At 38.3% G+C, this 25,628-nt stretch carries 21 protein-coding genes and 1 riboswitch; of the genes, 19 read left to right on the top strand and 2 right to left on the bottom strand.

Features of this window, described 5'->3' with window-relative positions:
- Positions 1 to 25 precede the first annotated feature (25 nt).
- Complete coding sequence (locus tag MHB53_RS15525) at positions 26 to 205, top strand: hypothetical protein (RefSeq protein WP_340919973.1); 180 nt, start codon at positions 26 to 28, stop codon at positions 203 to 205.
- A 206-nt stretch (positions 206 to 411) separates the two neighbouring features.
- On the opposite strand, the gene MHB53_RS15520 is transcribed toward MHB53_RS15525, so the two are convergent.
- Positions 412 to 579, bottom strand: a complete 168-nt coding sequence (locus MHB53_RS15520) for a hypothetical protein (protein WP_340919971.1) — start codon at positions 577 to 579, stop codon at positions 412 to 414.
- Between the two features lie 561 nt (positions 580 to 1,140).
- Here MHB53_RS15520 and hprK point away from each other — a divergent pair.
- The 10 genes from hprK (at position 1,141) to MHB53_RS15470 (ending at position 14,676) form a co-directional block, all read left to right on the top strand.
- A complete protein-coding gene (gene hprK / locus MHB53_RS15515; RefSeq protein ID WP_340924759.1) occupies positions 1,141 to 2,070 on the top strand; it encodes an HPr(Ser) kinase/phosphatase in 930 nt (309 codons plus the stop codon).
- Between the two features lie 379 nt (positions 2,071 to 2,449).
- Positions 2,450 to 3,088, top strand: a complete 639-nt coding sequence (locus MHB53_RS15510; protein WP_340919968.1) for a TetR/AcrR family transcriptional regulator — start codon at positions 2,450 to 2,452, stop codon at positions 3,086 to 3,088.
- Positions 3,075 to 3,458 (top strand): OsmC family protein, encoded by a 384-nt coding sequence (locus MHB53_RS15505; RefSeq protein WP_340919965.1) that lies wholly within the window; start codon positions 3,075 to 3,077, stop codon positions 3,456 to 3,458. The genes MHB53_RS15510 and MHB53_RS15505 overlap by 14 nt, the downstream gene beginning before the upstream one ends.
- An 18-nt stretch (positions 3,459 to 3,476) precedes the next feature.
- The gene (locus tag MHB53_RS15500) at positions 3,477 to 4,835 is read left to right on the top strand and encodes a cytosine permease (RefSeq protein ID WP_340919963.1); all 1,359 of its coding nucleotides are present in this window, start codon (positions 3,477 to 3,479) and stop codon (positions 4,833 to 4,835) included.
- A 27-nt stretch (positions 4,836 to 4,862) separates the two neighbouring features.
- A complete protein-coding gene (locus MHB53_RS15495; RefSeq protein ID WP_340919960.1) occupies positions 4,863 to 6,971 on the top strand; it encodes a hydantoinase/oxoprolinase family protein in 2,109 nt (702 codons plus the stop codon).
- The gene (locus MHB53_RS15490) at positions 6,968 to 8,446 is read left to right on the top strand and encodes a hydantoinase B/oxoprolinase family protein (RefSeq protein ID WP_340919958.1); all 1,479 of its coding nucleotides are present in this window, start codon (positions 6,968 to 6,970) and stop codon (positions 8,444 to 8,446) included. The genes MHB53_RS15495 and MHB53_RS15490 overlap by 4 nt, the downstream gene beginning before the upstream one ends.
- Positions 8,443 to 10,185 (top strand): hydantoinase B/oxoprolinase family protein, encoded by a 1,743-nt coding sequence (locus tag MHB53_RS15485; protein WP_340919955.1) that lies wholly within the window; start codon positions 8,443 to 8,445, stop codon positions 10,183 to 10,185. Before MHB53_RS15490 ends, MHB53_RS15485 begins: the two co-directional genes overlap by 4 nt.
- A gap of 440 nt (positions 10,186 to 10,625) precedes the next feature.
- A riboswitch (purine riboswitch) is annotated at positions 10,626 to 10,727 on the top strand.
- Between the two features lie 135 nt (positions 10,728 to 10,862).
- Positions 10,863 to 12,164, top strand: coding sequence for an NCS2 family permease (locus MHB53_RS15480; RefSeq protein WP_340919953.1), 1,302 nt, complete (start codon positions 10,863 to 10,865; stop codon positions 12,162 to 12,164).
- Between the two features lie 102 nt (positions 12,165 to 12,266).
- Positions 12,267 to 14,066 carry an adenine deaminase gene (ade, locus tag MHB53_RS15475; protein WP_340919950.1) on the top strand — a complete coding sequence of 600 codons (1,800 nt, stop codon included), beginning with the start codon at positions 12,267 to 12,269 and terminating at the stop codon, positions 14,064 to 14,066.
- 172 nt (positions 14,067 to 14,238) lie between these two features.
- Positions 14,239 to 14,676, top strand: a complete 438-nt coding sequence (locus MHB53_RS15470; protein ID WP_340919948.1) for a CBS domain-containing protein — start codon at positions 14,239 to 14,241, stop codon at positions 14,674 to 14,676.
- 258 nt (positions 14,677 to 14,934) lie between these two features.
- On the opposite strand, the gene MHB53_RS15465 is transcribed toward MHB53_RS15470, so the two are convergent.
- Positions 14,935 to 16,332, bottom strand: a complete 1,398-nt coding sequence (locus tag MHB53_RS15465) for a purine-cytosine permease family protein (protein ID WP_340919946.1) — start codon at positions 16,330 to 16,332, stop codon at positions 14,935 to 14,937.
- A gap of 431 nt (positions 16,333 to 16,763) precedes the next feature.
- Here MHB53_RS15465 and MHB53_RS15460 point away from each other — a divergent pair, with 431 nt between their 5' ends.
- The 8 genes from MHB53_RS15460 to trpA all read left to right on the top strand — a co-directional run bounded on the left by MHB53_RS15460 (position 16,764) and on the right by trpA (position 25,628).
- On the top strand, positions 16,764 to 17,132 hold the full coding sequence (locus MHB53_RS15460; protein ID WP_340919943.1) for a DUF488 domain-containing protein: 369 nt from the start codon (positions 16,764 to 16,766) through the stop codon (positions 17,130 to 17,132).
- A 432-nt stretch (positions 17,133 to 17,564) separates the two neighbouring features.
- Positions 17,565 to 18,797, top strand: a complete 1,233-nt coding sequence (locus MHB53_RS15455; protein ID WP_340919940.1) for a Zn-dependent hydrolase — start codon at positions 17,565 to 17,567, stop codon at positions 18,795 to 18,797.
- Positions 18,798 to 18,969: 172 nt separating this feature from the next.
- A complete protein-coding gene (locus MHB53_RS15450) occupies positions 18,970 to 19,938 on the top strand; it encodes a hypothetical protein (RefSeq protein WP_340919938.1) in 969 nt (322 codons plus the stop codon).
- A gap of 280 nt (positions 19,939 to 20,218) precedes the next feature.
- Positions 20,219 to 21,178, top strand: a complete 960-nt coding sequence (locus MHB53_RS15445) for a sugar-binding transcriptional regulator (protein ID WP_340919936.1) — start codon at positions 20,219 to 20,221, stop codon at positions 21,176 to 21,178.
- 215 nt (positions 21,179 to 21,393) lie between these two features.
- Positions 21,394 to 22,332 carry a sugar ABC transporter substrate-binding protein gene (locus MHB53_RS15440; RefSeq protein WP_340919934.1) on the top strand — a complete coding sequence of 313 codons (939 nt, stop codon included), beginning with the start codon at positions 21,394 to 21,396 and terminating at the stop codon, positions 22,330 to 22,332.
- Positions 22,333 to 22,357: 25 nt separating this feature from the next.
- Positions 22,358 to 23,872: a sugar ABC transporter ATP-binding protein gene (locus MHB53_RS15435; RefSeq protein WP_340919932.1), complete on the top strand. Its 1,515-nt coding sequence runs from the start codon at positions 22,358 to 22,360 to the stop codon at positions 23,870 to 23,872.
- Complete coding sequence (locus tag MHB53_RS15430) at positions 23,869 to 24,840, top strand: ABC transporter permease (RefSeq protein ID WP_340919930.1); 972 nt, start codon at positions 23,869 to 23,871, stop codon at positions 24,838 to 24,840. Before MHB53_RS15435 ends, MHB53_RS15430 begins: the two co-directional genes overlap by 4 nt.
- On the top strand, positions 24,837 to 25,628 hold the full coding sequence (gene trpA, locus MHB53_RS15425; protein ID WP_340919928.1) for a tryptophan synthase subunit alpha: 792 nt from the start codon (positions 24,837 to 24,839) through the stop codon (positions 25,626 to 25,628). Before MHB53_RS15430 ends, trpA begins: the two co-directional genes overlap by 4 nt.

Genomic DNA, 25,628 nt, shown 5'->3' with positions numbered 1-25,628 from the left:
GTATCTGAAAGGAGTTAGATATCTTATGAAGTACATGAAATCACAGATGAGACAACTGATCAAGGAAAATAAAGAATTGCAAATACGGTTAAAAGAGTTGATGGAAGAACATGACCTTGAGAAAAACTTTGCACTTAAGGCTTTGTATCATTCAGAAGTTGCTGACGGTGGGAGATATCAGTTAGAGTATCAAGAACTTGACTAAAAGTTTTCATTAGCAGCATACATTGACAGCATAAGAAGCGTTGATGCTGGAATGTCACAGGAACACAAAGAGCTTCCGAGTAATAATAAGGTCAAGCTTTTAGGTTTTAGGTCGGTCGGGCTGCAAATGATTTTATGACAATGAAGCTGAGAAGCAACTTCATTGTCATAAAATGTTTGATGAAATAATACTCAATTTTTATTAATTTAAGGCATTTCGTCTTTTTTTACCCTATTTTTAAAAGCTTCATGTGTAACAATGTCTTCGCTTTGTTCAAATTGACGACTATGCTCCTTTTCCTCACTTACGCTATCTTTTGGGAAGTTTCCTGGATGACCTTTTTCTTTATGCTTAAAACCTTTACCACGACTCATGCTTAATCACTCCCTTTTATTTCTTACTTCTATAGTTTTCTCGATGGTAGAAAAATTATGATTACCTATTTTTATGATGTAATGTATTTTATTTATGGTTAAACAGCAGGAAACAAATGTAAAGGCAAACTACTTTGGAGTGATAGTTAAACATATCTTTAAGCTGGTATATAAATTACTTATTTAACCTTAGTTCTGAATTTTACGGAACTAAGGTTGTTTCTAAACTAGAAAAGACAATTCGAGCATAGTAATTGGAAATATCTTTTAAAAAAACTGAAAGAGTATACATCTTTGATGTTATAATCAACATAAAAATTAATGTAATTTAATGGGGATATATTCCATCTGTCTTCGTTAGAGATAATTATAATCGAATCGTTTATATATCACTTGAATAAAGGGACAAACACTAATAGCGTCGATATATACATATTTATAATGGATATGGGATGATCGGTATTTTTATAAATTGCTTTTCCCTATACAAGAATTAGAAGAAATAAATATTATCAAACGGTATCAAAACTAGAATGTCATAAAGGTGGAGATATAATGGATGTGAAATCAATAACGATTGAAAGTTTGGCCCGTCAATTTTCACTAGAGGTGTTAGCCGGGGAAGATCAGTTACATCGGACTATTACAAGATCGAGGACACATCGTCCCGGATTAGAATTCATAGGCTATTTTGACTTTTTTCCGATGAATCGAGTTCAGATCCTCGGTCAAAAGGAAATTTATTATTTGCATGAGCTAACGCATGATGAACGCAAGCTACGGATAGGAAATATCGTAAAATATCACCCTCCTTGTTTTATCGTTACAACTGGGCAAGAGGGCCTAACATATTTAACACAATATTGTTCACAAGAAGGGATTCCTTTGTTACGTACTAATGAACCTACTTCTGAATTTATTGCGAAACTGGATACTTATATGACAAAGGCACTGGCACCAGAAACCGCAGTACATGGAGTTTGCCTCAATGTATTTGGCATGGGTATTTTACTACGTGGCCATTCGGGTGTGGGCAAAAGTGAAACAGCACACAGGTTGATTGGTCGGGGCCATCGATTGGTAGCCGATGATATCGTTGTGTTGAAAAAGCTCAGCCCCCAAACAATTCTTGGTACCCATAATGAGAAAAATAAAGAATTTCTTGCCATGCGGAGTATTGGGTTAATGAACGTTGTCCGTGTATACGGGAATATGGCTTTTCAAGATGAGACGCGAATAGCATTAGATATTGAATTGACAAAATGGCAAAAAAACTCCTTAAACAATGAATTGGAACTTGAATCCAGATTTACGGAGTATATGGGTGTGCAGATTCCTCACATTGAGATTCAGCTTCAACCTGGCCGTGATGTTGTAGGATTAATTGAAGCAGCAGCAAATAACTGGAATCTCAAGCAGCAAGGATACAGCGCCGCAGAAGAATTTATGCAACGACTTGCGGAGGATGATTCTAATCCTGACACGGAATGATCCCCAAGAAAGTGCTATAAAGCAAATGGGGAAGTTACTTAATAATGTATGGTCTCCTATATTAAATGGATTCCAAGCATCCCGAAAGAGATTGGAAAATGCTTTTTTACTTCATTGCGCAATAAAAGATAATAGTTGACTCCCATAATTGCATGGGGAAAAGAACATGGATTTTCACAATGAAAATTACCATGTTCTTTTTAATATCGGCATCTTATTAATATTACTTGTAACGGAATCTCTAGAATAGAAGATAAATAATTTACCACAATGTATTGACAATTTGAAATAATATTGTATATTAATCCTATTAAACATATCAGATTATTTAATTATAAACTGACTGACTTGTCAATCAAAGGAGAGGGGCAATGACTGATTGGGAAATCAAGATCGAAGAGAAGAACTCTTATATATTGCTTTAGAACTGTTTGCCACAAAAGGTTATCACCAAACCAAAGTTTCTGACATTGTGAAACAGGCAGGGGTGGCTCAAGGTACATTTTATTGGCATTTTAAAAGCAAGGAAGAAATTGCTTTGGAGATTGTTGAAAAAGGAAAAGAAAATTTATTGGATGCAGTTCATCAAGGGTACCGCCAACAATTCGGCTCTACTCAAGATATGATCGAATCCTCAAGTAACTTTATGAAAAAGATCTTTTATTTTGCCAAAGAAAACAAGAGTTTAATGATTTTTCTTTTAATTAAAGGACTAGGTGCTGATTTATTGATAAGGAATGCAATTGTGGGTACATTCACGAGTATCGAAAATGCCTTCAAACAGAATATTGATAGAGCAATTGCACTGGGGATGCTGGAGACTAGTAATATGGTCGATCTCAAGGCAAATATGTTGACTAGCCTTGTCATCGGAACGATCACGAAATGGCTATTTGGACCATCATTTGATGTGGATCATACCCCAACACTTTCTGTAGAGGAAGTCACACGTGAAATGGTCCAATTTGAATTTTTTGGCCTATATGGGCAAAAGGAGGGCACATATGACAATCATTAAAAAAATAAATGGAAGCTTTGACGTTTATAATGCAGCTGGATTTCAGGTAGAAGGAAGCTATAATCCTGATTCAAAGGGACTTTCTCCACTTGAATTATTGGAGAGTTCATTAGGATTATGTATTTCTATTTCACTTCAAAAAATGTTTGAAAGAGATGAAATAGATGTGGGAGATGATGAATTTTCAGTCAAAGTCGATGCAACCAAAGCTAGTGATGGCCCATCTCGAGTTGAAAAATGTATGGTAAATATAACACTTCCAAAGCATTTATCAGATGAATATAAGAAAAAGCTCATCGTATCCGCGGAAAGGGCTTGTACGATTGGAAATACCCTGAAAAAGGGACTTATAATCCATACAAACCGTTAAATAAAGGAGAAATGAAAGATGGAATTAGAAACAAATCTATCCAAGGATTCATCCGCTTATAATACAGATGACTATGCCATCACATCCGTGCCTTTAGAAAATAGAAAATCATCTTTAAATATTGCTGTTACGAGCGCAGCTTGGATTATTTCCTTATCGACGATCGTGACAGGTGGAGCCCTTATAGAAGGGTTGAATTTTAACAGCGCGCTCCTTGCAGGGATCTTTGGAATGCTAATATTAGGCATTTACGGGTTTTTTCAAGGATGGATGGGTGGAAAGTATGGAATTTCGACAACAGTACTTGCTCGCCAAGCCTTTGGTCGCTACGGTGCAGGACTATTCGGAGTTGTATTAGCGGTAACGATGGGAATTGGTTGGTTTGGTTGGCAAGTTGCTTTTTTTGGAACTACGATTGCTGAGATGTTCCCTAATGCTTGGCTGGCAAATCAGGAGGTAGCCATTGTTTGGGGAGGTATCTTAATGATGCTTACTGCATTTATTGGATATCGAGGCCTTGCTGCATTAAGTTTTATTGCACTTCCGTTAGTCACGATTTTATCTGTATGGGGAATCCTTAAAGCAGTTGAGTATTCAGGCAGCTGGAATGCTCTCTTAACATATGAACCAGCTGGTAACCCAATGACCGTTTTTGCTGGTATTACAATAGTAGTAGGAAATGCTGCTATGGGAGCAGTTGTGTTTCCAGATGTGACGAGATATGGGAAGACTGCATTATCGGGAGGAATGAGTTCTTCCATTGGTTATTTTCTCGGTGGTCTATTTTGCATCGTTGCAGGTGCAGCTATGGCGATTGCTGCGCAAGTACCGTCAATTGGGTCAACCCCAAATATTCCGGCTGCGATGAGTAAGCTAGGAATGGGATTCTTTGCTTTATTAATTTTAGTCTTTGCTCAGTGGACTACGAATGACAATAATCTTTATACTGGTTCACTTGGATTGCGGAATGTAGTGAAATTCCCTAAAAAGGTAATTGTTGTCATCATGGGTGTCATGGGCATATTCATCGCCTTAATGGGGATTCAAAACATGTTCGTTCCTTTTTTAAACTTTTTAGGATTATATGTACCACCTATTGCAGGTATAATGATCGCGGACCATTGGATAGTAGGTCCTAAAATAAGAAAAAGGGCGTATCAATTCGGCCCTGGTACAAAGTATTCAAAAGTGAATTATGTCGCGATCTTTTCAGTTATTTTAGGAGGCTACTTGGCTTCTAGGATTGGTTTTGGAATTGGTCCAATTAACTCAACTATTCTTGCATTCTTGATTTATACCTTCCTTGCATTTATTTTCAATAAATTAAAATTCCCATTTGAAATAGGAGAAGTGAGAGAAGAATCATCAGGCTTCTAAAAATGGATATGAAACGAGGAATGAATTATGGAAAAAAATCGAAGTAATTGGGTATTTGGAATTGATGTCGGTGGGACTTTTACTGACCTGGTAGCAATGGATAATTCAGGGAGTATGTATACCACTAAAACACCTTCAACATCTGATCAGTCAGACGGGGTAATCAATGGAATAAAAAAATTATCTGATATTATCGGTATAAAAGTAGAAGAGATCTTATCTAATAGTCCTTTAGTTGTCCATGGTACAACTGTAGCAACCAATACTCTATTAGAATATAACGGTGCAAAAGTTGGATTACTTACAACAGAGGGATTCCGTGATGAAATTGAGTTTCGAAGGGCTTACAAAGAAAGTGTTTTTTCACCACGTTTGCAAGCCCCACACCAAATTGTTCCTAGGAGATATCGAATAGGTATTCCGGAAAGATTAGACCACGAAGGAAATATCGTGAAGTCATTAGATGAAACGGCAGTACGACAGGCTGTTCGACAGTTAGTTAAAGAGGGAATAGAAGCAATTGCTGTGTGCTTCTTATTCAGCTTTATTAACTCCAATCATGAAAAAAGAGTTCGCGAAATTATAGAAGAAGAAGCACCTGATGTATTTGTGACACTCTCTTATGAGGTATTACCGCAAATTCGGGAGTTTGAACGAGTAAGTACAACGATTGTTAACGCGTTTACAGGACCTGTTATGCAAAAGTATTTGAATCATTTGGATCAACGTCTTCGTGAATATGGATTTGCTGGTGAATTATTTGTTATGCAATCTAATGGTGGTGTACAAAATGTTATTCAAAGCAGTAAATTTGCAGCAGGCGCTCTCCTTTCTGGGCCTGCCGGTGGTGTTACTGCTGCATCTTTTATCGGGCAAAAATCAGGGTATGAAAATTTGATTACGGTAGATATGGGCGGAACTAGTTATGATGTTTCCGTTATTGAAAAACTCCAACCAGCTATTACAACGGAAAATTGGATCAGTCGTTACCGAGTTGCATTACCTATGATGGATATCCATACAATTGGATCCGGGGGAGGGAGTATTGCTTGGATTGATACAGGAGGTGCTTTGCGAGTAGGACCAAAAAGTGCAGGTTCGAACCCAGGACCAGCATGTTATGGCAGAGGTGGTGCAGAGCCAACTGTTACGGATGTAAATGTTTTTTTAGGGTATATAAATCCAGATAACTTCCTTGGCGGAGAAATGAAACTTAGTAGGTCATTAGCGGAGCAAGCAATAAGAACGTATATTGCGGAGCCACTTGGTATTTCTACAGTAGAAGCTGCTTTGGCTATTTCACAGATTGTTAATAGTGACATGTCAAATGCCGTACAATATGTGACTACACAACAAGGTCATGATCCACGTAATTTTGCACTGCTGGCCGTAGGTGGTGCAGCCGCTATTCAGGCTGGAAAACAAGCGGAGGATCTTGGTATCAACACCGTGATTGTCCCATCCCTTGCACCGGTTTTTTGTGCACTTGGTGATGTTGCTGCGAATTTGAAGGTGACAGAGCTTCGCACCCGTTTTGATAGCATACATACGATTGATCTTGATGCTGTTAATACCGATTTTGAACAAATGGAGGCAACTGCTCGGGGAAAATTAGGTGGACAATCAGTTACGAGTCAATTTGAAACACGTCGCTTTATTGATATGCGTTATGCAGGGGAAGTTCATGAGGTAACTGTGCCCGTTAAATCAAGAACACGTCGAATTACAGAGTTAAACCTAGATGCTACCATTGCCGATTTTCATGAACTCCATGAAAGGCTGTTTGCTCATAAGGATCCCGGGCATGAGATTGAAGTATTAAATTTACGATTGGATTTAGTAGGGGTACGCGAACAGCTAAAGCTACAGGAAGAACCTTTTCAACAAGAGGATCCTGTAGAGGCTAATTCAGGGGAGCGAGAAATGTACTTCGACATTGATCCAGTTACCACGCCTATTTATGATGGCTCATTGCTTCAGCCAGGCAATTTAATCGTTGGTCCTGCAATTATCGAGCAATGGGGTACGACCATTGTTGTTTATCCAGGACATGAAGCTTTAATCGATTCATACCGTAATTGTGTAATTGAGGTAAAACATGCTGCCGAACAACGGCAAAGAGGTGAAACTCCATGATTCAAGCACAAATTCTTTATAATAAGCTTCAATCAATTTGTAGAGAGATGGGAGATCGTTTAGAACGTATTTCGCGTTCTCCTCTACTTTCACAAGATCGAGCATTCGCTACAGGATTATTTACTAATGATTTAAAAGTAGCCGTTCAAAATCAGTATGAACCTGAGCATTTATTTGCTCTAAAAGATAGTGTGGAAAATCTATTCGATTATTTCTCCTTTGATGTTGCGGATGGTGATATTTTATTAGTGGCAGATCCGTATAGTGGGGGTACAAAGGGACAAACACTGACAATGGTTGCTCCCTTATTCCATGAAGGAGAACTTGTTCTTTTTCCAGTTATCCGAGCACAGATGATGGATCTTGCTGGAGAATATCCTGGTGGTTTTCATCCGGAAGCGTTTGAAGTTTGGCAAGAAAGCATTAGGATCACGCCGATTAAACTCTATAAGCAGGGCCTTCTGCAAATGGACGTTTTACGATTTTTATTAGCAAATAGCCGTGTTCCGACCTCATTTAAAGCGGATTTAGATGCGATGTACTCCTGTTTGCAAGGAGCACAGGAACAAATAAAAAAACTATTGAGTAATTATGGTCAGCATACATTATATCAATCAATAGAAAGTATGTTTCAATACAATAAAAAGAAAGTCATCCATCACTTGAGTCAAATTCCTATTTGTGACATGAAATCTACTGTGGAATTTGAAATAGTAGAAGGGGAAAAGGTTTTCATTGAGGTAATCATTAATAGAACAGAGAATCAAATGAGAGTTGATTTCACCGGTTCTTCCAATCAGTCAAATAAACCAATCAATTCCCCTATTTCAACTACTAAAGCTTTTGCTGTGTGGCCATTTCTAGCAAATTTAGCAGATGAAATTGCCATCAATGAGGGGACGCTTGAGCCGTTTATTGTGAAAACAAAAAAAGGGTCCATCGTAGATCCGGATTTTCCAGCTTCGACTGCTTTATCACCTAGCATAACTGGACACTTTATATCCGAGGCAATATTTAGAGCGTTGAAAAAAGGAAAAGTTTCGACACAGGACTTCCCGCCAATATTTGGGATTGGTCCTCAAGCTATTTTCTATCCCCCGCTTGGAGAGAGACCGGAAACAAAGGCTTTGGTTCTTGTGCCAGGCTTCCCAGTTACCTCAACAGGTTGGGGACCGCCAGGATTATATGGGCAAAAAATGCTAGTATCAGCTGAAGAACTTGAATTCTATCACGGCTTTAAAATGTTTTCTAGGGAATGGATAGAAAATGAAAATGAGATGAGAGTGTCTATAATTAATCAATCAGAGGACGTTTTTTTCAATCTTTTGCTCCCATACAGTGAAGAAGAAACGTATGGTTCTTTATCTAAACAAGGAGAACAGAATAAGAACTATCTCCAGAGTACTACCGGTGAGGTTGTTAAAAGTGGAGAACAGCTTGTCTTTAAATACTCTGGGGAGGGAACTCAATTATGATCAATCAAGATGTCATACTTTCACAGGTTGTAGGAGGATCCCTTGATGCTGTAGCTAGGGAGATGAGTGTTACTGTAACAAGGACAGCTCGCTCACCTCTTTTTAATGAAGCACATGATTTTACAACAGGTATCTTTGATCTATCAGGAAAAAAATCCCGATTGGTCGCGCAGGCACCTGGGTGCACATTGCATTTATATGCGGTTGTCGGAGCAGTAGACCATTTATTGGATGCTTTCCGCTATGACTTACATCCAGGGGACATTCTTTTAGTAAATGATCCATACCATGGCGGGTCACATAGTTTAGATTGGACCATTGTCATGCCTGTTTTTCACAATCGAAAACCTGTCCTATTACCCGCCGTTCGAAGTCATATGGGGGATAATGGTGGGCCTGTGGCCGGCGGGTATAATCCGCGTTCAAAAGATATATGGCATGACGGCCTTCGCATCCCTCCTATAAAGATTTATGAACGTGGTGAGAAACGCAAAGACGTATTTGATATGTTGGTAGCAAATAATCGTCTTTCTCATTGGCTAGAGGGAGATTTAAATGCAATGATTGGTGCTTGCAAACTTGCGGCAAATCGGATTCAAAGTATGCTTGATAAATATAGTGCTGAAAAAGTGATAAAAGCAATTGATAATAGAATTGAGTATACGGAAAAACGTGTGCGAGATGAAATATCAAGTTGGCAAGATGGCACGTATGTTGGAGAAACCTATGCAGATCATGATTTTCAAGGTAACAAGGACATAAAAGTACGTGCAACTGTAACGGTTAAAGGGAGCAATTTGGACATCGATTTTACAGGCTCTTCTCCACAAGTACAGGGATTTATTAATAGCCCCATATCCAATACAACATCATTTGCATTTGTTGCGATTTCTACTTGTTGTGATGAGGATATCCCTATCAATGAAGGTTATATGAATCCAGTTAGTGTCACAGCTCCATTAGGTACTGTCGTGAATCCTCGGCTCCCGGCTCCGTGTGGACATTCGACTGCTTGTGTAGGCGCGGAAATAGCGGAAAGTGTTTTACTAGCGATATCACATTGTGCTCCAACTCGTGTGGGGGGGAATGTCCATAAATTACCGCTTGCCTATTCCCATGGAAAATATGATGACGGAAAACCTTGGGTAAATTTAAACTTTTACGGATATACAGGTGGTGCGGGAGCCGCCTACGAAACGGATGGTTGGGGATTATATCCACCCGTTATGACTGGAGTTATTCTTCCTTCAATTGAAATGAATGAGATTCAATATCCGAGCCGTGTACTAAAACATGAATATACAAGTGATTTTACGGGTATTGGTCGCTGGCGGGGCACACCGGGTTTGGATGTGCAAATTCAACATATGCAGGAAAGCAAAACGAGCGTGATGATGGCAGGTGTTCGTAATACCACAAAAGGATATTGTACTGGTCATGATGCACCAGGGAACAGTGTTGTCATGAATTTCGGCACAGCAGAAGCGTCAGTAGTTGAAGAAACAGCATTTGAAGTGAAAATGCCGCCAGGTGGTATTATTCAATTTCACAGGGCCGGTGGAGGCGGTTGGGGGAATCCTTTTGAACGGGAGCCGGAAGCAGTTCTTAGTGACGTATTAAATGAGTTTGTTTCAATTGATTCCGCTTTAAAGGATTATGGCGTTATAATTAACCCGGATACATTACAGATCGATCAACTAGAGACAGATCGGATCCGCACTACTCGACTTGATCGATAAATATGTTAGTTGTAGGGAAGGAAAACAAAAAACATAAAATACAAGTTTGTTTATAAAATTAATTGAATAAATTGAAGTAGAACTAGATTGGCTTTTTAGCGAATGGTGAGTCACTGTTCGCTACTTTTTTAGGCATTATATCTTCTTAACTGTTATAATTAAATGACCTGCAATTATGTTTATTATCTTAGTATTACCGATGGGCCAATGATGAGTTTTATAAAGCCAGAGCAACGATCAACATAGTAGAGAAAGTTGTAAGGATCGATGGTTTCTTGCAAATGAGCCACAATATTATTTGATCAATAGTAATGTCTAACGCACTATGTAAGGATGTTATTCAGGCTACATACGAACGTTAAATAATAAATATATAAAAATATTCGTGTTTTATTGACTTTTATGGGTCTTTTATGCTATTAATATAAAGTAGAAAACAATTAAATAAAATTTTATTCGAATGTATATGCTTGGGAATATGGCTCAAGCGTCTCTACCAGGTAACCACTAATTACCCGACTACATGAAGAACGATTGGAAATGACATTGATTTTTATTGGCATTATTTTTTATCATTGTTAACCATCATTTTCCGACGTTTTTAAATGTGGATTGTAACCTGAGTGGACTGTAGCTCAGGTTTTTTGTCTTTTATTCGAATTTTAGGAGGAAAATGTATGCAACGTTATTTTAAGTTTAAAGAATTAGATACGAACTATCGTCAAGAATCTGTTGCAGGTTTAACTACTTTCCTTGCAATGGCTTATATTTTGTTTGTGAATACTTCGGTTTTAAGTGCAGCTGGAATGGACGAAGGGGCCGTATTTGTAGCAACAGGACTGGCATCAGCTATTGGTTGTTTAGTGATGGGGATTTGGGCCAACTATCCACTTGCACTCGCACCTGGAATGGGAATAAATGCATTCTTTGCCTTTACAGTGGTATTAGGAATGGGAATACCGTGGGAAACAGCATTAGCAGGAACATTTATGTCTGGGGTTATTTTCTTTATCTTAACGTTAACAAAGGTACGTGAAACTATTATCAACGCGATCCCTGAACAGTTAAAGCTTGCAGTAGGCGCAGGTATTGGTTTGTTTATTACATTTCTTGGTTTACAAAATGCTGGAATCGTTGTGGAAGCAGCACCTGGAACGACAATAGTGGCATTAGGTGATATTACGGCACCGTCAACATTGCTCGCTTTTTTAGGTATAATTGTAACGGCATTTTTTATGATAAGGGGCTTCCAAGGCGGAATCTTTTACGCAATGATTATTACATCGATGGTGGGTATTATATTTAATTTAATCCCGTTGCCATCTGGAATTATCGCACCGGTTCCGAGTCTTGAACCAACTTTTGGAAAATTATTTGGCCATATTGGTGATCTATTTACTCCCGAAATGTTAGTTGTCATTTTCACTTTATTGTTTGTTAACTTCTTTGATGCTGCAGGAACGTTAATGGCAGTCGCTAGACAAGCTGGTTTGATAAAGGATGGGAAATTACCAAGGGCTGGAAAAGCTTTAGCAGCTGATTCAGTAGGTACAATGGTTGGAGCTGTTTTGGGAACATCCACAACTACTTCGTTTGTAGAATCATCCGCGGGCGTTGCAGCTGGTGGTAGATCAGGATTTACTTCTGTCGTTACAGCAGGGTTATTCATCGTTGCATTATTCTTTTCACCTTTATTAAGTGTTGTCACACCAGCAGTAACCGCACCCGCATTAATTATTGTTGGTGTGTTGATGGCATCTGCATTATCAGGAATTAAGTGGGATGAATTTGAAAATGCAATTCCTGCCTTCTTCACAGTTATTGCAATGCCTTTAACATATAGTATTTCAACAGGGATTGCACTAGGTTTTGTTTTATATCCTTTAACAATGGTGTTTAAAGGGAAGTATAAAGAAATACACCCTGTCATGTACATTTTATTTGTGATTTTCGTTGCATATCTTGGATGGGCTGTATAGTAGAATTAATTTATAAGAATTCTGGGAAACCAAATATAGGGAATGCACATAATAAAATGGGCATTCCCCATTTTTATAGTTAAACAAGAAGGAGTATCAAACATGCGGATTACTAACAAAAGAAAAAAGCTTTATGAAGTGAGTCAGCGCTTATCTAAGGTTGCTAGAGGCGTTGAGAAAGCCGATTTAGTTATTAAAAATGGAACTTTGGTCAATGTTTTCTCCGGAGAGTTATTAAAACATATGGATATTTCGATCAGTGAAGGTAGAATTGCCTATGTTGGGAATGCTGATCATACCATTGGAGATCACACAGAAATCATTGATGCGAATAATCAATATTTAGTACCAGGCTTTCTTGATGCACATATGCATGTGGAAAGTACAATGCTTTCTGTGACTCAATTTGCGAAGGCAGCAATCGCAAAAGGGACAACAGGAATTTTCATGGATCCACATGAAATTGCAAATGTCTTCGGCGTGGAAGGTGTGCAGTTAATGCATGAAGAGGGGCAACAGCTCCCGTTAAAAGTATATACAACCTTTCCTTCCTGTGTTCCCGCGACTACAGATATGGAAGATGCAGGGGCATCATTAGGTGTTGAGGATATAAAAGCAGGTTTACAATGGGATAATGTCGCTGGACTAGGTGAAGTGATGAACTTTCCTGGGGTTGTGTACGGAGACCCTACTATGAGTGGGGAAATTGAGGAAACGATGAAGGTGAATAAAGCGGTAACCGGTCATTTTCCTGATGAAGATAATCATTTGCTTCAAGCTTATATCGCTTCTGGGGTGACTTCCGATCATGAAACGGTTACAAGGGAACAAGGTTTAGAAAAGGTGCGATTAGGTATGCACCTAATGATCCGTGAAGGTTCCGCGTGGCATGATGTAAAAGAAGTGATTAAAATTGTGACAGAGGATAAGGTAAACACAGATAATATTAGTTTAGTGACAGATGATGTGTATCCGCAAACGCTCATAGAAAAGGGACATTTAAATCACGTTGTTCGTAGAGCAATTGAAGAAGGCGTTGACCCTGTCACAGCGATCCAAATGGCTACTATTAATGTGGCTCGTTATTTTAAATTAGATCAAGATCTAGGAGCAATTGCACCTGGGAAATATGCAGATATTTTACTGATGGAAGACCTAAATAAAGTAGAGCCATCAACAGTCGTGACGGACGGGGAAGTGATTTTTGAAAATGAAAAGATCGTGAAACCATTCCCTGAATTTATTTACCCTGAACATGTGAGAAATTCTATTCATTTAAAGTCCACTCTTAAGCCTGAAGATTTTTTATTACATAGTGAATCTAAACAGGCTAAGACAGGTGTAAATGTGATCAAAATTATTGAAAACAGTGCGCGAACGGAAAAAATGACCGCTATATTAAAAATTGTAGACGGGGTCATCCGACCTGATGTCGAAAAAGATATCATTCAACTTGCATGTATTGATCGTCATCATGCCTCAGGACAGATTTCACTCGCATATGCACATGGCTTTCAGTTGAAAAAAGGAGCTGTTGCTTCAACAGTAGCTCATGATAGCCATAATTTACTTGTAATGGGTACGAATAAGGAAGATATGGCATTTGCGGCGAATGAACTTGCCAAAATGGGCGGCGGTATGATTGTCGTTGAAGATCAAAAGGTGCTTGCTAGAGTCAGCATGCCAATTGCAGGTCTTATGTCAGATCAGCCATTAGAAACGGTAGTAAAAGAAGTGCAACAGCTTGAAGAAGCGTGGAAAGATATTGGCTGTCCATTAAATGCGCCATTTATGACCTTTTCATTAATTGCCTTACCAGTTATACCAGAAATCCGTATTTCTAATCGAGGAATTGTTGATGTTACTGAGTTTATGCTGATACAGGTAGAGACTGAAAGTTAAACTAACAAGTTTTATGGAAGGAATAATTAGCCGGTTTGGGACACGTCCTAACCGGTTTTTTATGAAAAACCAAGCTGGCTATTCATTGTATAATTTAATACTAAGAAGGCAACATACATTATGGGGGAACGTCCTGCGTAATCCTCAAGTACTATTAGTAGGAGGCAAATACATGACACAAGTTCGTGATTTAATGTCTACAGAAGTAGAAGTATGTTCTTTATTAGATAATATTTTTGAAGTAGCTGTTAAAATGAAAGAAGAAAATGTCGGATCGATACCGATTATTGATAATGAACGGTTAGTCGGTATGATCACGGATCGTGACATCGTTCTTCGCTGTATTGCTGAAAAAAAGCCACCATCTTCAAAAGTAGAAGAAATAATGAGTAGTAATTTAATTTCAATTAAACCCGAAATAGATACCCGAGAAGCGACTGAGCTAATGGCGAAGCATCAAATCCGTAGGTTACCTGTAGTGGAAGAAGGAAAATTATTGGGAATAGTAGCACTCGGAGATTTTGCAGTACGCCAATTAACAGATGAGCAAGCGCAAGCAGCCCTAACTGAAATTTCAGAGCCAAGCGGAGATAATCATCTAAGTCATTAGAGATATAAGAAACTTGGCGCGACAGTTAATCGAGGTTTTTTGTTTTTGTTTGAAAATGGTGGTAATAAAGTATTAAAGATAAAAAGACGAGAGGCGCTTCTCTCGTCTTTTACTTATAGAAAAAACTTTCAGTTGAACGCAAAGCGTGTGAAGCCAACTGTAATGTGAATCACAACTTTTAGAAACGCACCGGACGGAATAAAATATTAGGCGGTAGGCTCTTGATTAGCGAAAAGTAATATTAATAATCGAGAACGCTTATGCAATAAAGTCTTCTTCTGGAATGTCATTAGGTTCACTTTTGAGATAATATTTACCTTTCGTGAAAATAGCCAGAATAACTGTGAGTAATGCTGCTAGAATCGCAGCGAAAAATGCCGCAGTACTTTGTAAGAAAGTTCCCATATACCCTAATGCAGCTATCGTACCCAAACCACTTGCTATAAGCAAGGATGCTACTCCAACGGGATTCCATTTATACAAATACTCCTGCCTAGCTTCATAATAACGAGGACCAATTTTCAATAATTTCTTGACGATCAAAGCATCGCTGACTAATATTGCTGCCCAAGTCAATAAAAATACCCCTTGGAATGTCATTGCAGTATCTAAATGATCTACGATGCCGCCTAGCATTAATACCATTGCGGATACGCCGGTTATAACAACCCAGAAACGTCTGCTCGGCTTAAATTTGAAAACATTTTCAAAAAAGCTTGCCAGTGATAAGGAACCGCTATATATATTTGTCACATTAATTCTAATTTGCGTTAACATAGTAAATAATGCCCCCCAAATGCCTAGGAGTAGGACAATATAAACGCCTGGATTCGGTTCACCTAAACGAACGCCAAACCATATACCAAGACCGCCCATGATTCCAAAACAGAAAATTTGCGGAATAAACCCAATGGCCACGGAGCCTATTCTGATATCTTTTGGTTTAAGGAAACGGGAATAATCAGAAGCAAGAAGAGCTGTTAGACCCATAATACCATGATGCATTCCTATACACATCAGTAAAGCTGTTCCTCCTACTTGTACGCCTTCAGGCATATACGTCCAAAAGCTTCCTTCGTAGACAGATGTTTTATATGTGGACATAACGATTGCCGCTACTAAAAAAATACCGAAGAGCGGTAAAGACCATTTTTGTAATTTATCGAGTTGTTTTATACCAAACCAATTTAAAGGAATCACAATTGTTCCGAAGAAAATAATTAATACCCATTCTGGTATAGTGGGGAAAAACGCGTGGACGGCAGAAACTAATATTAAGCCTTCAAACGCACAATACATAATAAAGTTTGTTGCATAAATGAACGAGGTTAATGATGCACCAATATAACCAAATCCTCCACCTCTGGATAATAAATTTACATTCATACCTGACTTTGCCGAAAAGTAAGCAATGAATGTTCCCAGTATTCCGGCTACAATGATTGCGTAAATGGCTGATATAATAGCATTAATTGCTCCGAATTGAAGCGCCATCACACTTCCCATTTGAAAATAGAAAATGGCTGTTGCTATACCAAATGTAATATTGGTTATGCTTAACCATCCCATATTCCTATGTTGTCGTGGTACCCTATCTAATGAATAATCATCCTTCCCCTCATCCATACTGTGATCTGTATCATGGACAGACCGCATACTTATCAACTCCTATTATTGTGTATTTATTCACAATCCTATTTTGCTATTAATTAATATATCAAAGTAATACAGCATGTATCAACCCTCATAATTGGGTATGTCTTGCTTTCTGCCTTTAAAAATCTGCACTTTTCTAAAAAGTTCTGCATTTATCATAGAAATAATGCTTTAATGAATGATCTTTAAAATTCAGCATAACTAAAAAGAAGAGACTAACTTCATATAGTCCTGCATTGATATCGGAATTTTTAAGGAGCTTGTATTATTATTTATTATAAGTGGGTAAATTATCCTTCAAAATAGGATTGCTTTTATGTATTACCAAAATCCAAAATCGACTAATATCAATCCACTTAGTTTATGATTACGATGAATGAGGGAAAAGATGTTTATACGCCATGGAAATAGAAGAAAGGAAGTGGCTTCTAATGCCAGTAAAAATGAAGCGTGCCTATGAAGGAGTTTCGAGCGATGACGGTGTGCGGGTACTTGTTGACAGAGTATGGCCAAGAGGCATTTCAAAAGAAATGTTAAATATTGAACATTGGATGAAAACAGTGGCGCCCTCTGAACAATTACGTAAGTGGTTCGATCATGATCCAGATAAATTCGATAAGTTCAAAAGTAGATATAAAGAAGAGCTACGATCGGAGGAAGAGAAAAAGGATCAATTGAAAGAGTTAAAAAAACTTGTGATTGATCATAGAAAACATGTGACGTTAGTTTATGGGGCAAAGGATAAAAAACACAATCAGGCTGTTGTACTAAAAGAGATTTTGGATCGTCAGCGAGTATGAATTTCAAGCGGAACACGCACTTAAAGGTAAAGTCATGTATTCAGGAATATGAGAGTAGCTCGATACAAGTATCAATCATACAAACTATCCATAAAAATATGTGTTTGATTTTATGTTTTGTCCAATGACAGAGAAAGGAAATGGTATATAATTGTTTTAACCCATGATTATATGAATAAAGAAGATAAAGTTTGGATTAATGCTTCCAAGTTCTGCGTATACATTATTTAGTGGGAAATACCTGTTGTGCTTTTCTTATAACTAGACCAATTAGAAGTGCGTGTTCAAAAATGTGCCAAATTAGAAAAAATCAGCAAAGAAGAAATTCGTCGTTTATTAATTGGCTTCTTTTCGAAGATAAAATTGCATTGATTAACAAAAAAGATGTTATGCCCTTTAGAATATATTGAATATTTAAAAAGGAGTGTTAAGATGCAAAGGCAAAAGGTATTGATCAATGGGGAAAGATTGAAGGATGAGGTTGAGCGATTTGCTGATTTCGGACGTACAGAAAATAATGGTGTCACCCGATTGTCCCTATCGGAAGAAGATCGTTTAGTTAGAGATTATTTTAGTTCTTGTTGTGAAGAACTTGGTTTAATTGTCAAGATGGATGATATGGGATGTATGTATGCAACGCTTGAAGGTACAGAAAGCAAACCTCCAATTATAATTGGTTCGCATCTAGATACAGTAAAAAAGGGTGGACGATTTGATGGAGTATTGGGTGTATTAGCTGGTCTAGAGGTGGTTAGAACATTGGTCGACCATCGTATTAAACCCTCCATACCAATTACGATTGTCAATTTTACAAATGAGGAGGGTGCTCGATTTGAGCCTTCCATGATGGCATCGGGTGTAATCTCAGGTAAATTTGAGAAGGATGTTATGATGAACAAAGTAGATTCAGAGGGAATAACATTTGGGCAAGCACTGAATGCTAGCGGATACATGGGTAAAGAAGCGAATCGTTTACAAGAAGGTATAGCATTAATAGAGTTGCATATAGAACAAGGGCCAATCCTTGAAAAGGAATCCCTTTCAATTGGTATTGTGGAATGTGTTGTTGGAATGGTTTGTTATGAGCTTGAAATATTAGGTGAATCTAATCATGCGGGTACGACACCAATGAATATGAGAAAAGATGCGCTATTTGCGGCGAATAACGTAATAACTGAAATACGTAATAGATTAGGCTCCTTAGAGAGTGATTTAGTGTACACGATCGGTAGGATCAATGCATCTCCGAGCATCCATACAGTGATTCCGAATAAAGTTATTTTTTCCTTGGAGGCCAGGCATAAAAATCCAGAGGTCATCGTCGAAGTAGAAGAAATTATTCAGGGTCTTCCCCGATTTTCCTTAAAAGATGGCTGTGAGGTAAGGGTTACGAAACTTTGGGGCCGTGATACAGTTTGGTTCGACGAAGCAATTTGTCAACAGTTAGAGCAATCCGCAGAGTCATTAGGATACTCCAATAAAAGAATGGTAAGTGGTGCTGGGCATGATGCTCAATTCATGGCAAATATGCTACCCACAGCGATGGTGTTTATTCCCAGTATAAACGGAAAGAGCCATTGTGAGGAAGAATGTACGACTTGGGAGGATTGTGAAAAAGGAGTAAATGTTCTCTTAGATACAGTGTTAACAATGATATCTAGATAATAGATGCAATATCAGACCCCTTCCCCTTGCATAATGCAATGGGGCTTTTCTATTTGCCGAGATTGTGGTATGAATTTAGTAGTGAAAGTTGTCACTGAAAGGGGAGATATCTCGGTATGCTTTCCGATAAAATACCGATATATCTATAAAGATATGAGGAGAGATTAATTGGATGAAAAAGCAATTTAAATTTATTAGTATAATACTAGGTTTATCATTAGCACTAATAGGCTGTTCGCAAAGTAATGAGGCATATGAACAGATGATGGCAAAAGGACTGGAGCGAATTGAAAAAGAGGAATTTGCTAAAGCAGAAGGTTTCTTTGAAATGGCATTAGAAGAAAGGCCGGATGATGCTCAAGCAAGTATATTATTAGAGCAAACACAACAAATCCAAGAAGCAGATAGGGAATTAACAGATGGTAATATAGATAACGCATCGAAACTTTTAGGTAAAGTGATCAAGGTCGAGGAAGGGTCTGATCTGTTAGTAGAACAAGCTCAACTAATGCGGGAAAAAATTCAAGCATTAAAATCCAAGGAAAGCGAATATTTAGCTAGTTTTGAAGATGCAAAGAAGAAATTAAACGAGCAAGCGTATGACGAGTCCATTCAGACACTTGAAACACTATTACAGCAGGATTTAAGCCACCCACTTCATACTGAAATGAAAAAAAATGTAGAAACCTTCAAAGGTGAAGTGGTTATAGCTAAGGAAAAGGCGGTTGCAGAAGCAAAGATTGAAAAAGAAAAGCAAGCCGAGTTAGAAAGAAAAGCAGCCCAACTAAAGGCAGAAGCTGAGAAAAAGGCCGCTGAACTAAAAGCAGCTGAGGAGAAAAAAGCGGCCTCAAAGGATATAGGGGCCCTTGGTGGGTATTGGCTTAACGGTACAATGGCTTGTCATATTACTGCTGAATTGGCGGCATGTGCCTTAGCTAATTCAGACCATATCACAAATACTAAAATAATCAATATTAGTCATTTAAGTAGTACGGAAATTGAACTGTCATTCGAAGAAGGTTCAACAAAGTATGATGTATCTAATAAAGATATGGTAAAGTTTCCTGACGGCCAATATTATAAACGGGTATCTAAGGAAGAGGCAAATGCTGTTTATGATGGATACTATGAGCTTCCATAAGGGTTTAATTACACAAAGTATAGTACTAAAGTAATAAAAATAAAACGAAACATCTTAGGTGCTCTGGGATGTCTCGTTTTTTATTTCTATTTAAGTATAAATTCTTCTCGAAAATGAGCGGTTTGGTTGTATGCTATTCTACTTTTACCACCTATTTTCCTAGGAATAAAGTCTATGTTTTTATTGACATTAAAATAATTTCAGTGTAAATTGAAAATATGAAATAAACATTAATTCAACGTTGAACAAACGTGCACGTAACCCAGCAAGGGGGGATTCAGTGGATAATGAGCGTCTTAGACTAATAGTGAAAGTCAGTCAGCAATATTTTATGGAGGGCTTAAACCAGCAAGAGATAGCGAGTAAATATGGAATATCTCGTTCTCAAGTGAGCCGAATGATTTCATCTGCTAAATCCGAAGGAATAGTCGAGATTAAAATCAGAAATCCCCTTAGTGACGAGTCTGCCCTTGAGGAAGAATTAATAAAATGTTTCAAATTACGAGATGCCATTGTAGTGAACGTACCTGCTATGGAAGAAGTAATGACAGATGTTTTGATTGCTAAAGCTGCTTCTACTGTTTTTGAAAACGTTATAAAAAGTGGAGATACAGTAGGTGTAATGGCAGGAAAATCAATTACATCCTTAGCGCGGGAAGTGAAAGATCCGCAGAAAAAAAATCTCTATTACGTACCATTGGTAGGTGGATGGGGATCGGAAGGGCTTAACTGGCATGCAAATACAAACGCATCCATTATTGCAAAAAGCACAAAAGGAAGTTACTCGATTTTGCACGCTCCCGCAGTTGTTACTTCAGCAGGAACGAAGGATACGTTATTGAGGGAGCCTGAGATTGCTGAATTGCTGAATCGATATCGGCAGCTAGATGTAGCCTTAATCGGAGTGGGTGAGATCTCAAAAGAAGCAACACATGTGAAGTCCACGAACATGAAGGAAGAGGAAATTGAGGCTCTAAAAAGGGAGGGTGTTGTAGCAAGTATAGGTACAATATTTCTTGATAAGAATGGAACGCAGCTATCAACGGCATTTTCCGACCGAATGATTGGGATTTCGGGAAACGATTTGAAAATGGTGCCTATTGTTATTGCAGTCGCTAGTGGTGAAGGAAAGATAACTAGTATAAAAGCTACTTTAAGTGGTGGATGGATAGATATATTAGTTACTGATACGAAAACTGCTAAAGCACTTTTAGAGGATGTTCAAAAAGTCACCAAATGATAAACGGCGAATTTCTTCGTGGGCAATTAGGTACTTCTAAGAAAAGGATCCTCTGTTAAGACCGCTCACTTCCTGTGCGCAACACAGAGGCCAGCACGTCTTGTGCAAGTCCCGATCCTCAAAATCTTCTCGCCTCCAACTTCTTGTTTCTAATTTGGTACCTTTTTGAACACGAACTTTTAGGAAAAACAGAATAAAAAATGGGGGAATTTTTAATGAAAAAATTAGTAACGATATTTAGTTTAATCATGCTTTTACTCGTCATAAGTGCTTGTGGAAAGACGGAAAAAGAAAGTGGAGTAGAAAAAGAAGTGAAAGAAAGTAAGAAGATCGCTATTCTAACACCATTTTTATCATCTGTAACAACAAAACAAATGGTTGATGAATTGGAGATCCTTTCTAAAGATAAGGGTTGGACATCAAATATTATTGATACGAATGGTGATGTAGGAGCATTAGCTTCCCGCATGGAGGATGTTATTTCTTCACAGGTGGACGCTATTGTTATTGTCAGCACAGATCCGAATCAAGTAAAGTCTCAGATACAAATGGCAAAGGATAAAGGTATCCCTGTTTTCGGAAGTGATGCAAGCTTTATTGAAGGAATGAAAATGAACGCGACAAGCGATAATTCAGAGATGTCTAAAATGATTACTGAACACTTAATTGAACAGATTGGGGAAGAAGGGAATATAATCGTATTGTCACATCGCCCTCACCCTGGAGTATTGGAACGAACGGAAGTATTGGATGAAATCTTAAGAAGCCATCCCGGGATCAATGTGATTACTGAACAAGAAATCAAAGTTCCAGGTCCGATTGAAAGTGCACGTCAGCATATGGAAAACCTTTTGCTTGCAAATAAGGGAGAGAACGCAATTACAGCAGTTTGGGCAGGATGGGACGAGCCGGCGATTGGTGCTGCTCAAGCCATTACAGCTGCTGGGAGAGAAAACATCATTGTTACAGGTATTGATGGAAATAGCCAGGCCATTGAAATGATTGAAGAGGGATCTCCTATTAAGGCGACTGTAAAACAAAACTTTGTAGGAATGGCAGCCCTTGTAATCGGGCAAATAGACAAGGTGTTTAGTGGAGGAGACGTAGATAGTACTGAAATGTATGCTCCGGCAGAATTAATCGAAGGAAAGTAATCATATCGAAAAAGGCGGGGTCTATATGACATTACTTCAAATTGAAAATCTTACAAAAAGCTTCGGTGTTAATACAGCATTAGATGGAATTACGCTAACGATTGAACCAGGCGAGGTACATGCACTCGTAGGCGAAAATGGTGCGGGTAAGTCGACACTTATTAAAGTATTGACCGGCGTGTACGAGCCAACAGATGGAAGATTGATTTGGAATGGGCAGGAAGTCCAAGTGAACAGCCCAAAAGAAGCACAACAATTAGGGATTAATGTCATTCACCAAGATCGCCAGCTGATTCCCTATTTCACAGGAATTGAAAATTTATATTTGAGTATACCCTATCCAAATAAAGCTTTTGGATTGGGTATCGATTGGAATAAAATGATGAACGAAGCAAAGGAATTACTTGAAAGATGGGGAATGAACTTTCCCCTTAAAGTTCCTGCTTCAAACATGACTCCGTCTGAGCGGACAATGCTAGAAATTGCCCGAGCAATGATGCATGATTCGAAGCTACTTATTCTTGACGAGCCAACTGCCTCTTTAACAGATAAGGAATCAGAGCTATTGTTTACATTTATCGAACGTTTGCGAGATGAAGGTGTCGCAATTATATATATATCCCATCGGTTGGAAGAGGTTATTCGTTTATCTAATCGAGTATCAGTGCTTATGGGAGGAAAATGGATGAAGACGCTCGAGCGTGAGGATTTGTCAATTGAAAAACTTGTCCATTACATGACTGACGGTCAGGCAAAGGCGGCTTCAGATATTACGCATCATGCATCAACAGGAGAAACAGTCCTTAAAATTGAGAATTTGAGTACTGTTGATCAAACGGTGAAAAGTGCAAACTTTGAATTGAAGGCAGGAGAAATCCTCGGGGTGTATGGCCTAGCGGGAGCGGGTAGAACTGAAACAATGGAAGCCATCTATGGGCTTCGGAAAATGAAAGATGGCACCATCTTTTTCCAACAACAAAAGGTGGAGAATCCGACTCCGGGTAACTCGATACAGAGTGGAATGGTTCTGATTCCTGAAAATCGACATGATGATGCCCTTATTATGCAAAATACAATTACAGAAAATATGACATTACCAATTATTAACCAGTTTACGAGAAATGGTGTATTGCAAAAAAAAGATGAGCAAAAGCGTGTAAATCAAGAAATGAAACGATTTCAAGTGAAAGCAGTAGATTCAAAACAGACGATCGCTGAACTAAGTGGTGGAAATCAACAGAAGGTTGTTTTTGCCAAGGCATTACTGTCGAACCCTGATATTTATATTTGTGATGAACCAACTCAAGCGGTCGACATTATGACACGTAACGATATCCATAATTTTCTACGTGAACAGGCTATAGAGGGTAAAGGGGTTCTATATGTTTCCTCAGATTTGCATGAGATTTTGGAGATAAGTGATCGAATCATTGTCTTCAGTGAAGGGAAAACCGTTGCAGACTTACCGAATATAAACTTACAGCCCAACGATATATTGGATATTTGCTACAGTTTTCAAAAGGAGGTAGCTCAGCTATGAATATACAAACTGAAAAAACTAATCATTCATTTTCTTATAAAAGTTTAATTAGTGCTTATGGAACAATTATAGCGGGAATCCTCATCGTGATTATATTTAGCATAATGAGCCCATCATCCTTTGCTACTTTTGATAATATGATCAATATCACAAGGCAAATTTCATTTCTTGTGATCATTGCAATTGGTGCAACTTTGGTCATGTCAGTAACCGAGTTTGATCTATCCATTGGTTCTATGGCGAGCTTGGGTGGAGTTATTTCCGCAAAGCTTGCAACAGAAGGTGTACCAATTATTTTATGTCTATTAATTCCTGTTGTCGTCGGTTTCGTCGTCGGTTTAATCAATGGTGGAATTATTACAAGATTTAATGTGTTATCGTTTGTCACTACACTTGCAATGGGAACGATTATCGGTGGTTTCACGTTTTGGTTAACAGGTGGAGCTACGATTTTTGAAAATATTCCTGATGGATTTAAATATATTGGACAAACGAGCATTGCAAAGATCCCGCTTTTATCGATTATTATGATTATTATTGTTATTATTTTTTGGTTTATCATGTCCCAGATGGCAGTAGGAAGGCGCTTTTATGCAATCGGAGGAAATATGCGCGCTTCACAAGTATCAGGTATTCCAATTAAGAAATATAAAACACTTGCTTTTGCATTATGTGGAATGCTTGCCGCATTGACGGGTGCTTTACTAGCATCCAGATTAGGATCTGCACATCCTACAGGTGGGAATGGTTTCTTCCTTAATGCATATGCAGCTGTATTTCTAGGCATGACTGTTATGAAAAGTGGTGTCCCGAACATAGTTGGTACACTGTTTGGAGCTGCGATTCTCGGTATTATGGCGAATGGTTTAACAATCCTTGAGATACCTACATTTATGCAAGATGTAATTACAGGAATCATTATTATTTTCGCTTTGATCATTCAGAAGTTAGGTCGTGAACAAGCATGATTGCAGAACATCAGAAGATTATACATCAAGTGAAGTCTAAGAAAGTACCATTTTTGACAGGATACTTCGTTGGAGGAGATCCGACGCCAAATGAAACGGTCCAATACATTAAAGAGGCAGTAAAATCAGGTATCGATGCTGTCGAAATTGGCATCCCAAGCCCGAATCCATTTATGGAAGGGGATGTCATCAAACGTTGTCATGCAAGGACGTATCCTCATTTTCGTGAGGTTGAGCAGATAAGGGCTTTTCTGAAAACATTGAGAAATGAAGTACCTGCTCCGATATGGATCATGGGTTATTATACTGATATTATCGCTTCAGGTCTTTACAATAAGTTGGTAGGAGATAATTTGATCGATGGACTAATTATTCCAGATCTTCCATTGCAGGAAATGTTTCAACTTCGTCAAAAGTTACAAAAACAAAATGTATCTGTTATTCCTGTTATTAACAATACAATGTCGAATGGAGATCTTAAATTGGCTATTGCAGAGGCTGATATTATTTATTGCCAGCTATATCAAGGGAAAACTGGATCTGCAACACCTGATTTTAGTGGACTCCCACTTTTTTATAATAAAATTCGTACCTTGACTGATGCGGTATTAATGGGCGGGTTTGGTGTTAAAAACCTCCAGTTAGCAAAAGAAGTAATTGAAAGCGGGTTTGAAGGTGTTGTAGTCGGAAGCGAAATCGTCCGGATCATTGAAGATCAAAATATGCAACATCTTTCAGAGTTCATCAAGGAGTTGGCAAAAGTAAAAATATTGCACGAGGAGGAATAG

This window comes from Bacillus sp. FSL K6-3431 (genome assembly GCF_038002605.1).
GTDB lineage: Bacteria > Bacillota > Bacilli > Bacillales > Bacillaceae_C > Lederbergia.
This window is presented reverse-complemented; position numbering and strand designations above follow the sequence as displayed.

Coding starts and splice junctions, on each gene's coding strand:
- MHB53_RS15525 (WP_340919973.1), top strand. CDS start 26: ATGAAGTACATGAAATCACAGATGAGACAACTGATCAAGGAAAATAAA.
- MHB53_RS15520 (WP_340919971.1), bottom strand. CDS start 579: ATGAGTCGTGGTAAAGGTTTTAAGCATAAAGAAAAAGGTCATCCAGGA.
- MHB53_RS15505 (WP_340919965.1), top strand. CDS start 3,075: ATGACAATCATTAAAAAAATAAATGGAAGCTTTGACGTTTATAATGCA.
- MHB53_RS15500 (WP_340919963.1), top strand. CDS start 3,477: ATGGAATTAGAAACAAATCTATCCAAGGATTCATCCGCTTATAATACA.
- MHB53_RS15495 (WP_340919960.1), top strand. CDS start 4,863: ATGGAAAAAAATCGAAGTAATTGGGTATTTGGAATTGATGTCGGTGGG.
- MHB53_RS15490 (WP_340919958.1), top strand. CDS start 6,968: ATGATTCAAGCACAAATTCTTTATAATAAGCTTCAATCAATTTGTAGA.
- MHB53_RS15485 (WP_340919955.1), top strand. CDS start 8,443: ATGATCAATCAAGATGTCATACTTTCACAGGTTGTAGGAGGATCCCTT.
- MHB53_RS15480 (WP_340919953.1), top strand. CDS start 10,863: ATGCAACGTTATTTTAAGTTTAAAGAATTAGATACGAACTATCGTCAA.
- ade (WP_340919950.1), top strand. CDS start 12,267: ATGCGGATTACTAACAAAAGAAAAAAGCTTTATGAAGTGAGTCAGCGC.
- MHB53_RS15470 (WP_340919948.1), top strand. CDS start 14,239: ATGACACAAGTTCGTGATTTAATGTCTACAGAAGTAGAAGTATGTTCT.
- MHB53_RS15465 (WP_340919946.1), bottom strand. CDS start 16,332: ATGCGGTCTGTCCATGATACAGATCACAGTATGGATGAGGGGAAGGAT.
- MHB53_RS15460 (WP_340919943.1), top strand. CDS start 16,764: ATGCCAGTAAAAATGAAGCGTGCCTATGAAGGAGTTTCGAGCGATGAC.
- MHB53_RS15455 (WP_340919940.1), top strand. CDS start 17,565: ATGCAAAGGCAAAAGGTATTGATCAATGGGGAAAGATTGAAGGATGAG.
- MHB53_RS15450 (WP_340919938.1), top strand. CDS start 18,970: ATGAAAAAGCAATTTAAATTTATTAGTATAATACTAGGTTTATCATTA.
- MHB53_RS15440 (WP_340919934.1), top strand. CDS start 21,394: ATGAAAAAATTAGTAACGATATTTAGTTTAATCATGCTTTTACTCGTC.
- MHB53_RS15435 (WP_340919932.1), top strand. CDS start 22,358: ATGACATTACTTCAAATTGAAAATCTTACAAAAAGCTTCGGTGTTAAT.
- MHB53_RS15430 (WP_340919930.1), top strand. CDS start 23,869: ATGAATATACAAACTGAAAAAACTAATCATTCATTTTCTTATAAAAGT.
- trpA (WP_340919928.1), top strand. CDS start 24,837: ATGATTGCAGAACATCAGAAGATTATACATCAAGTGAAGTCTAAGAAA.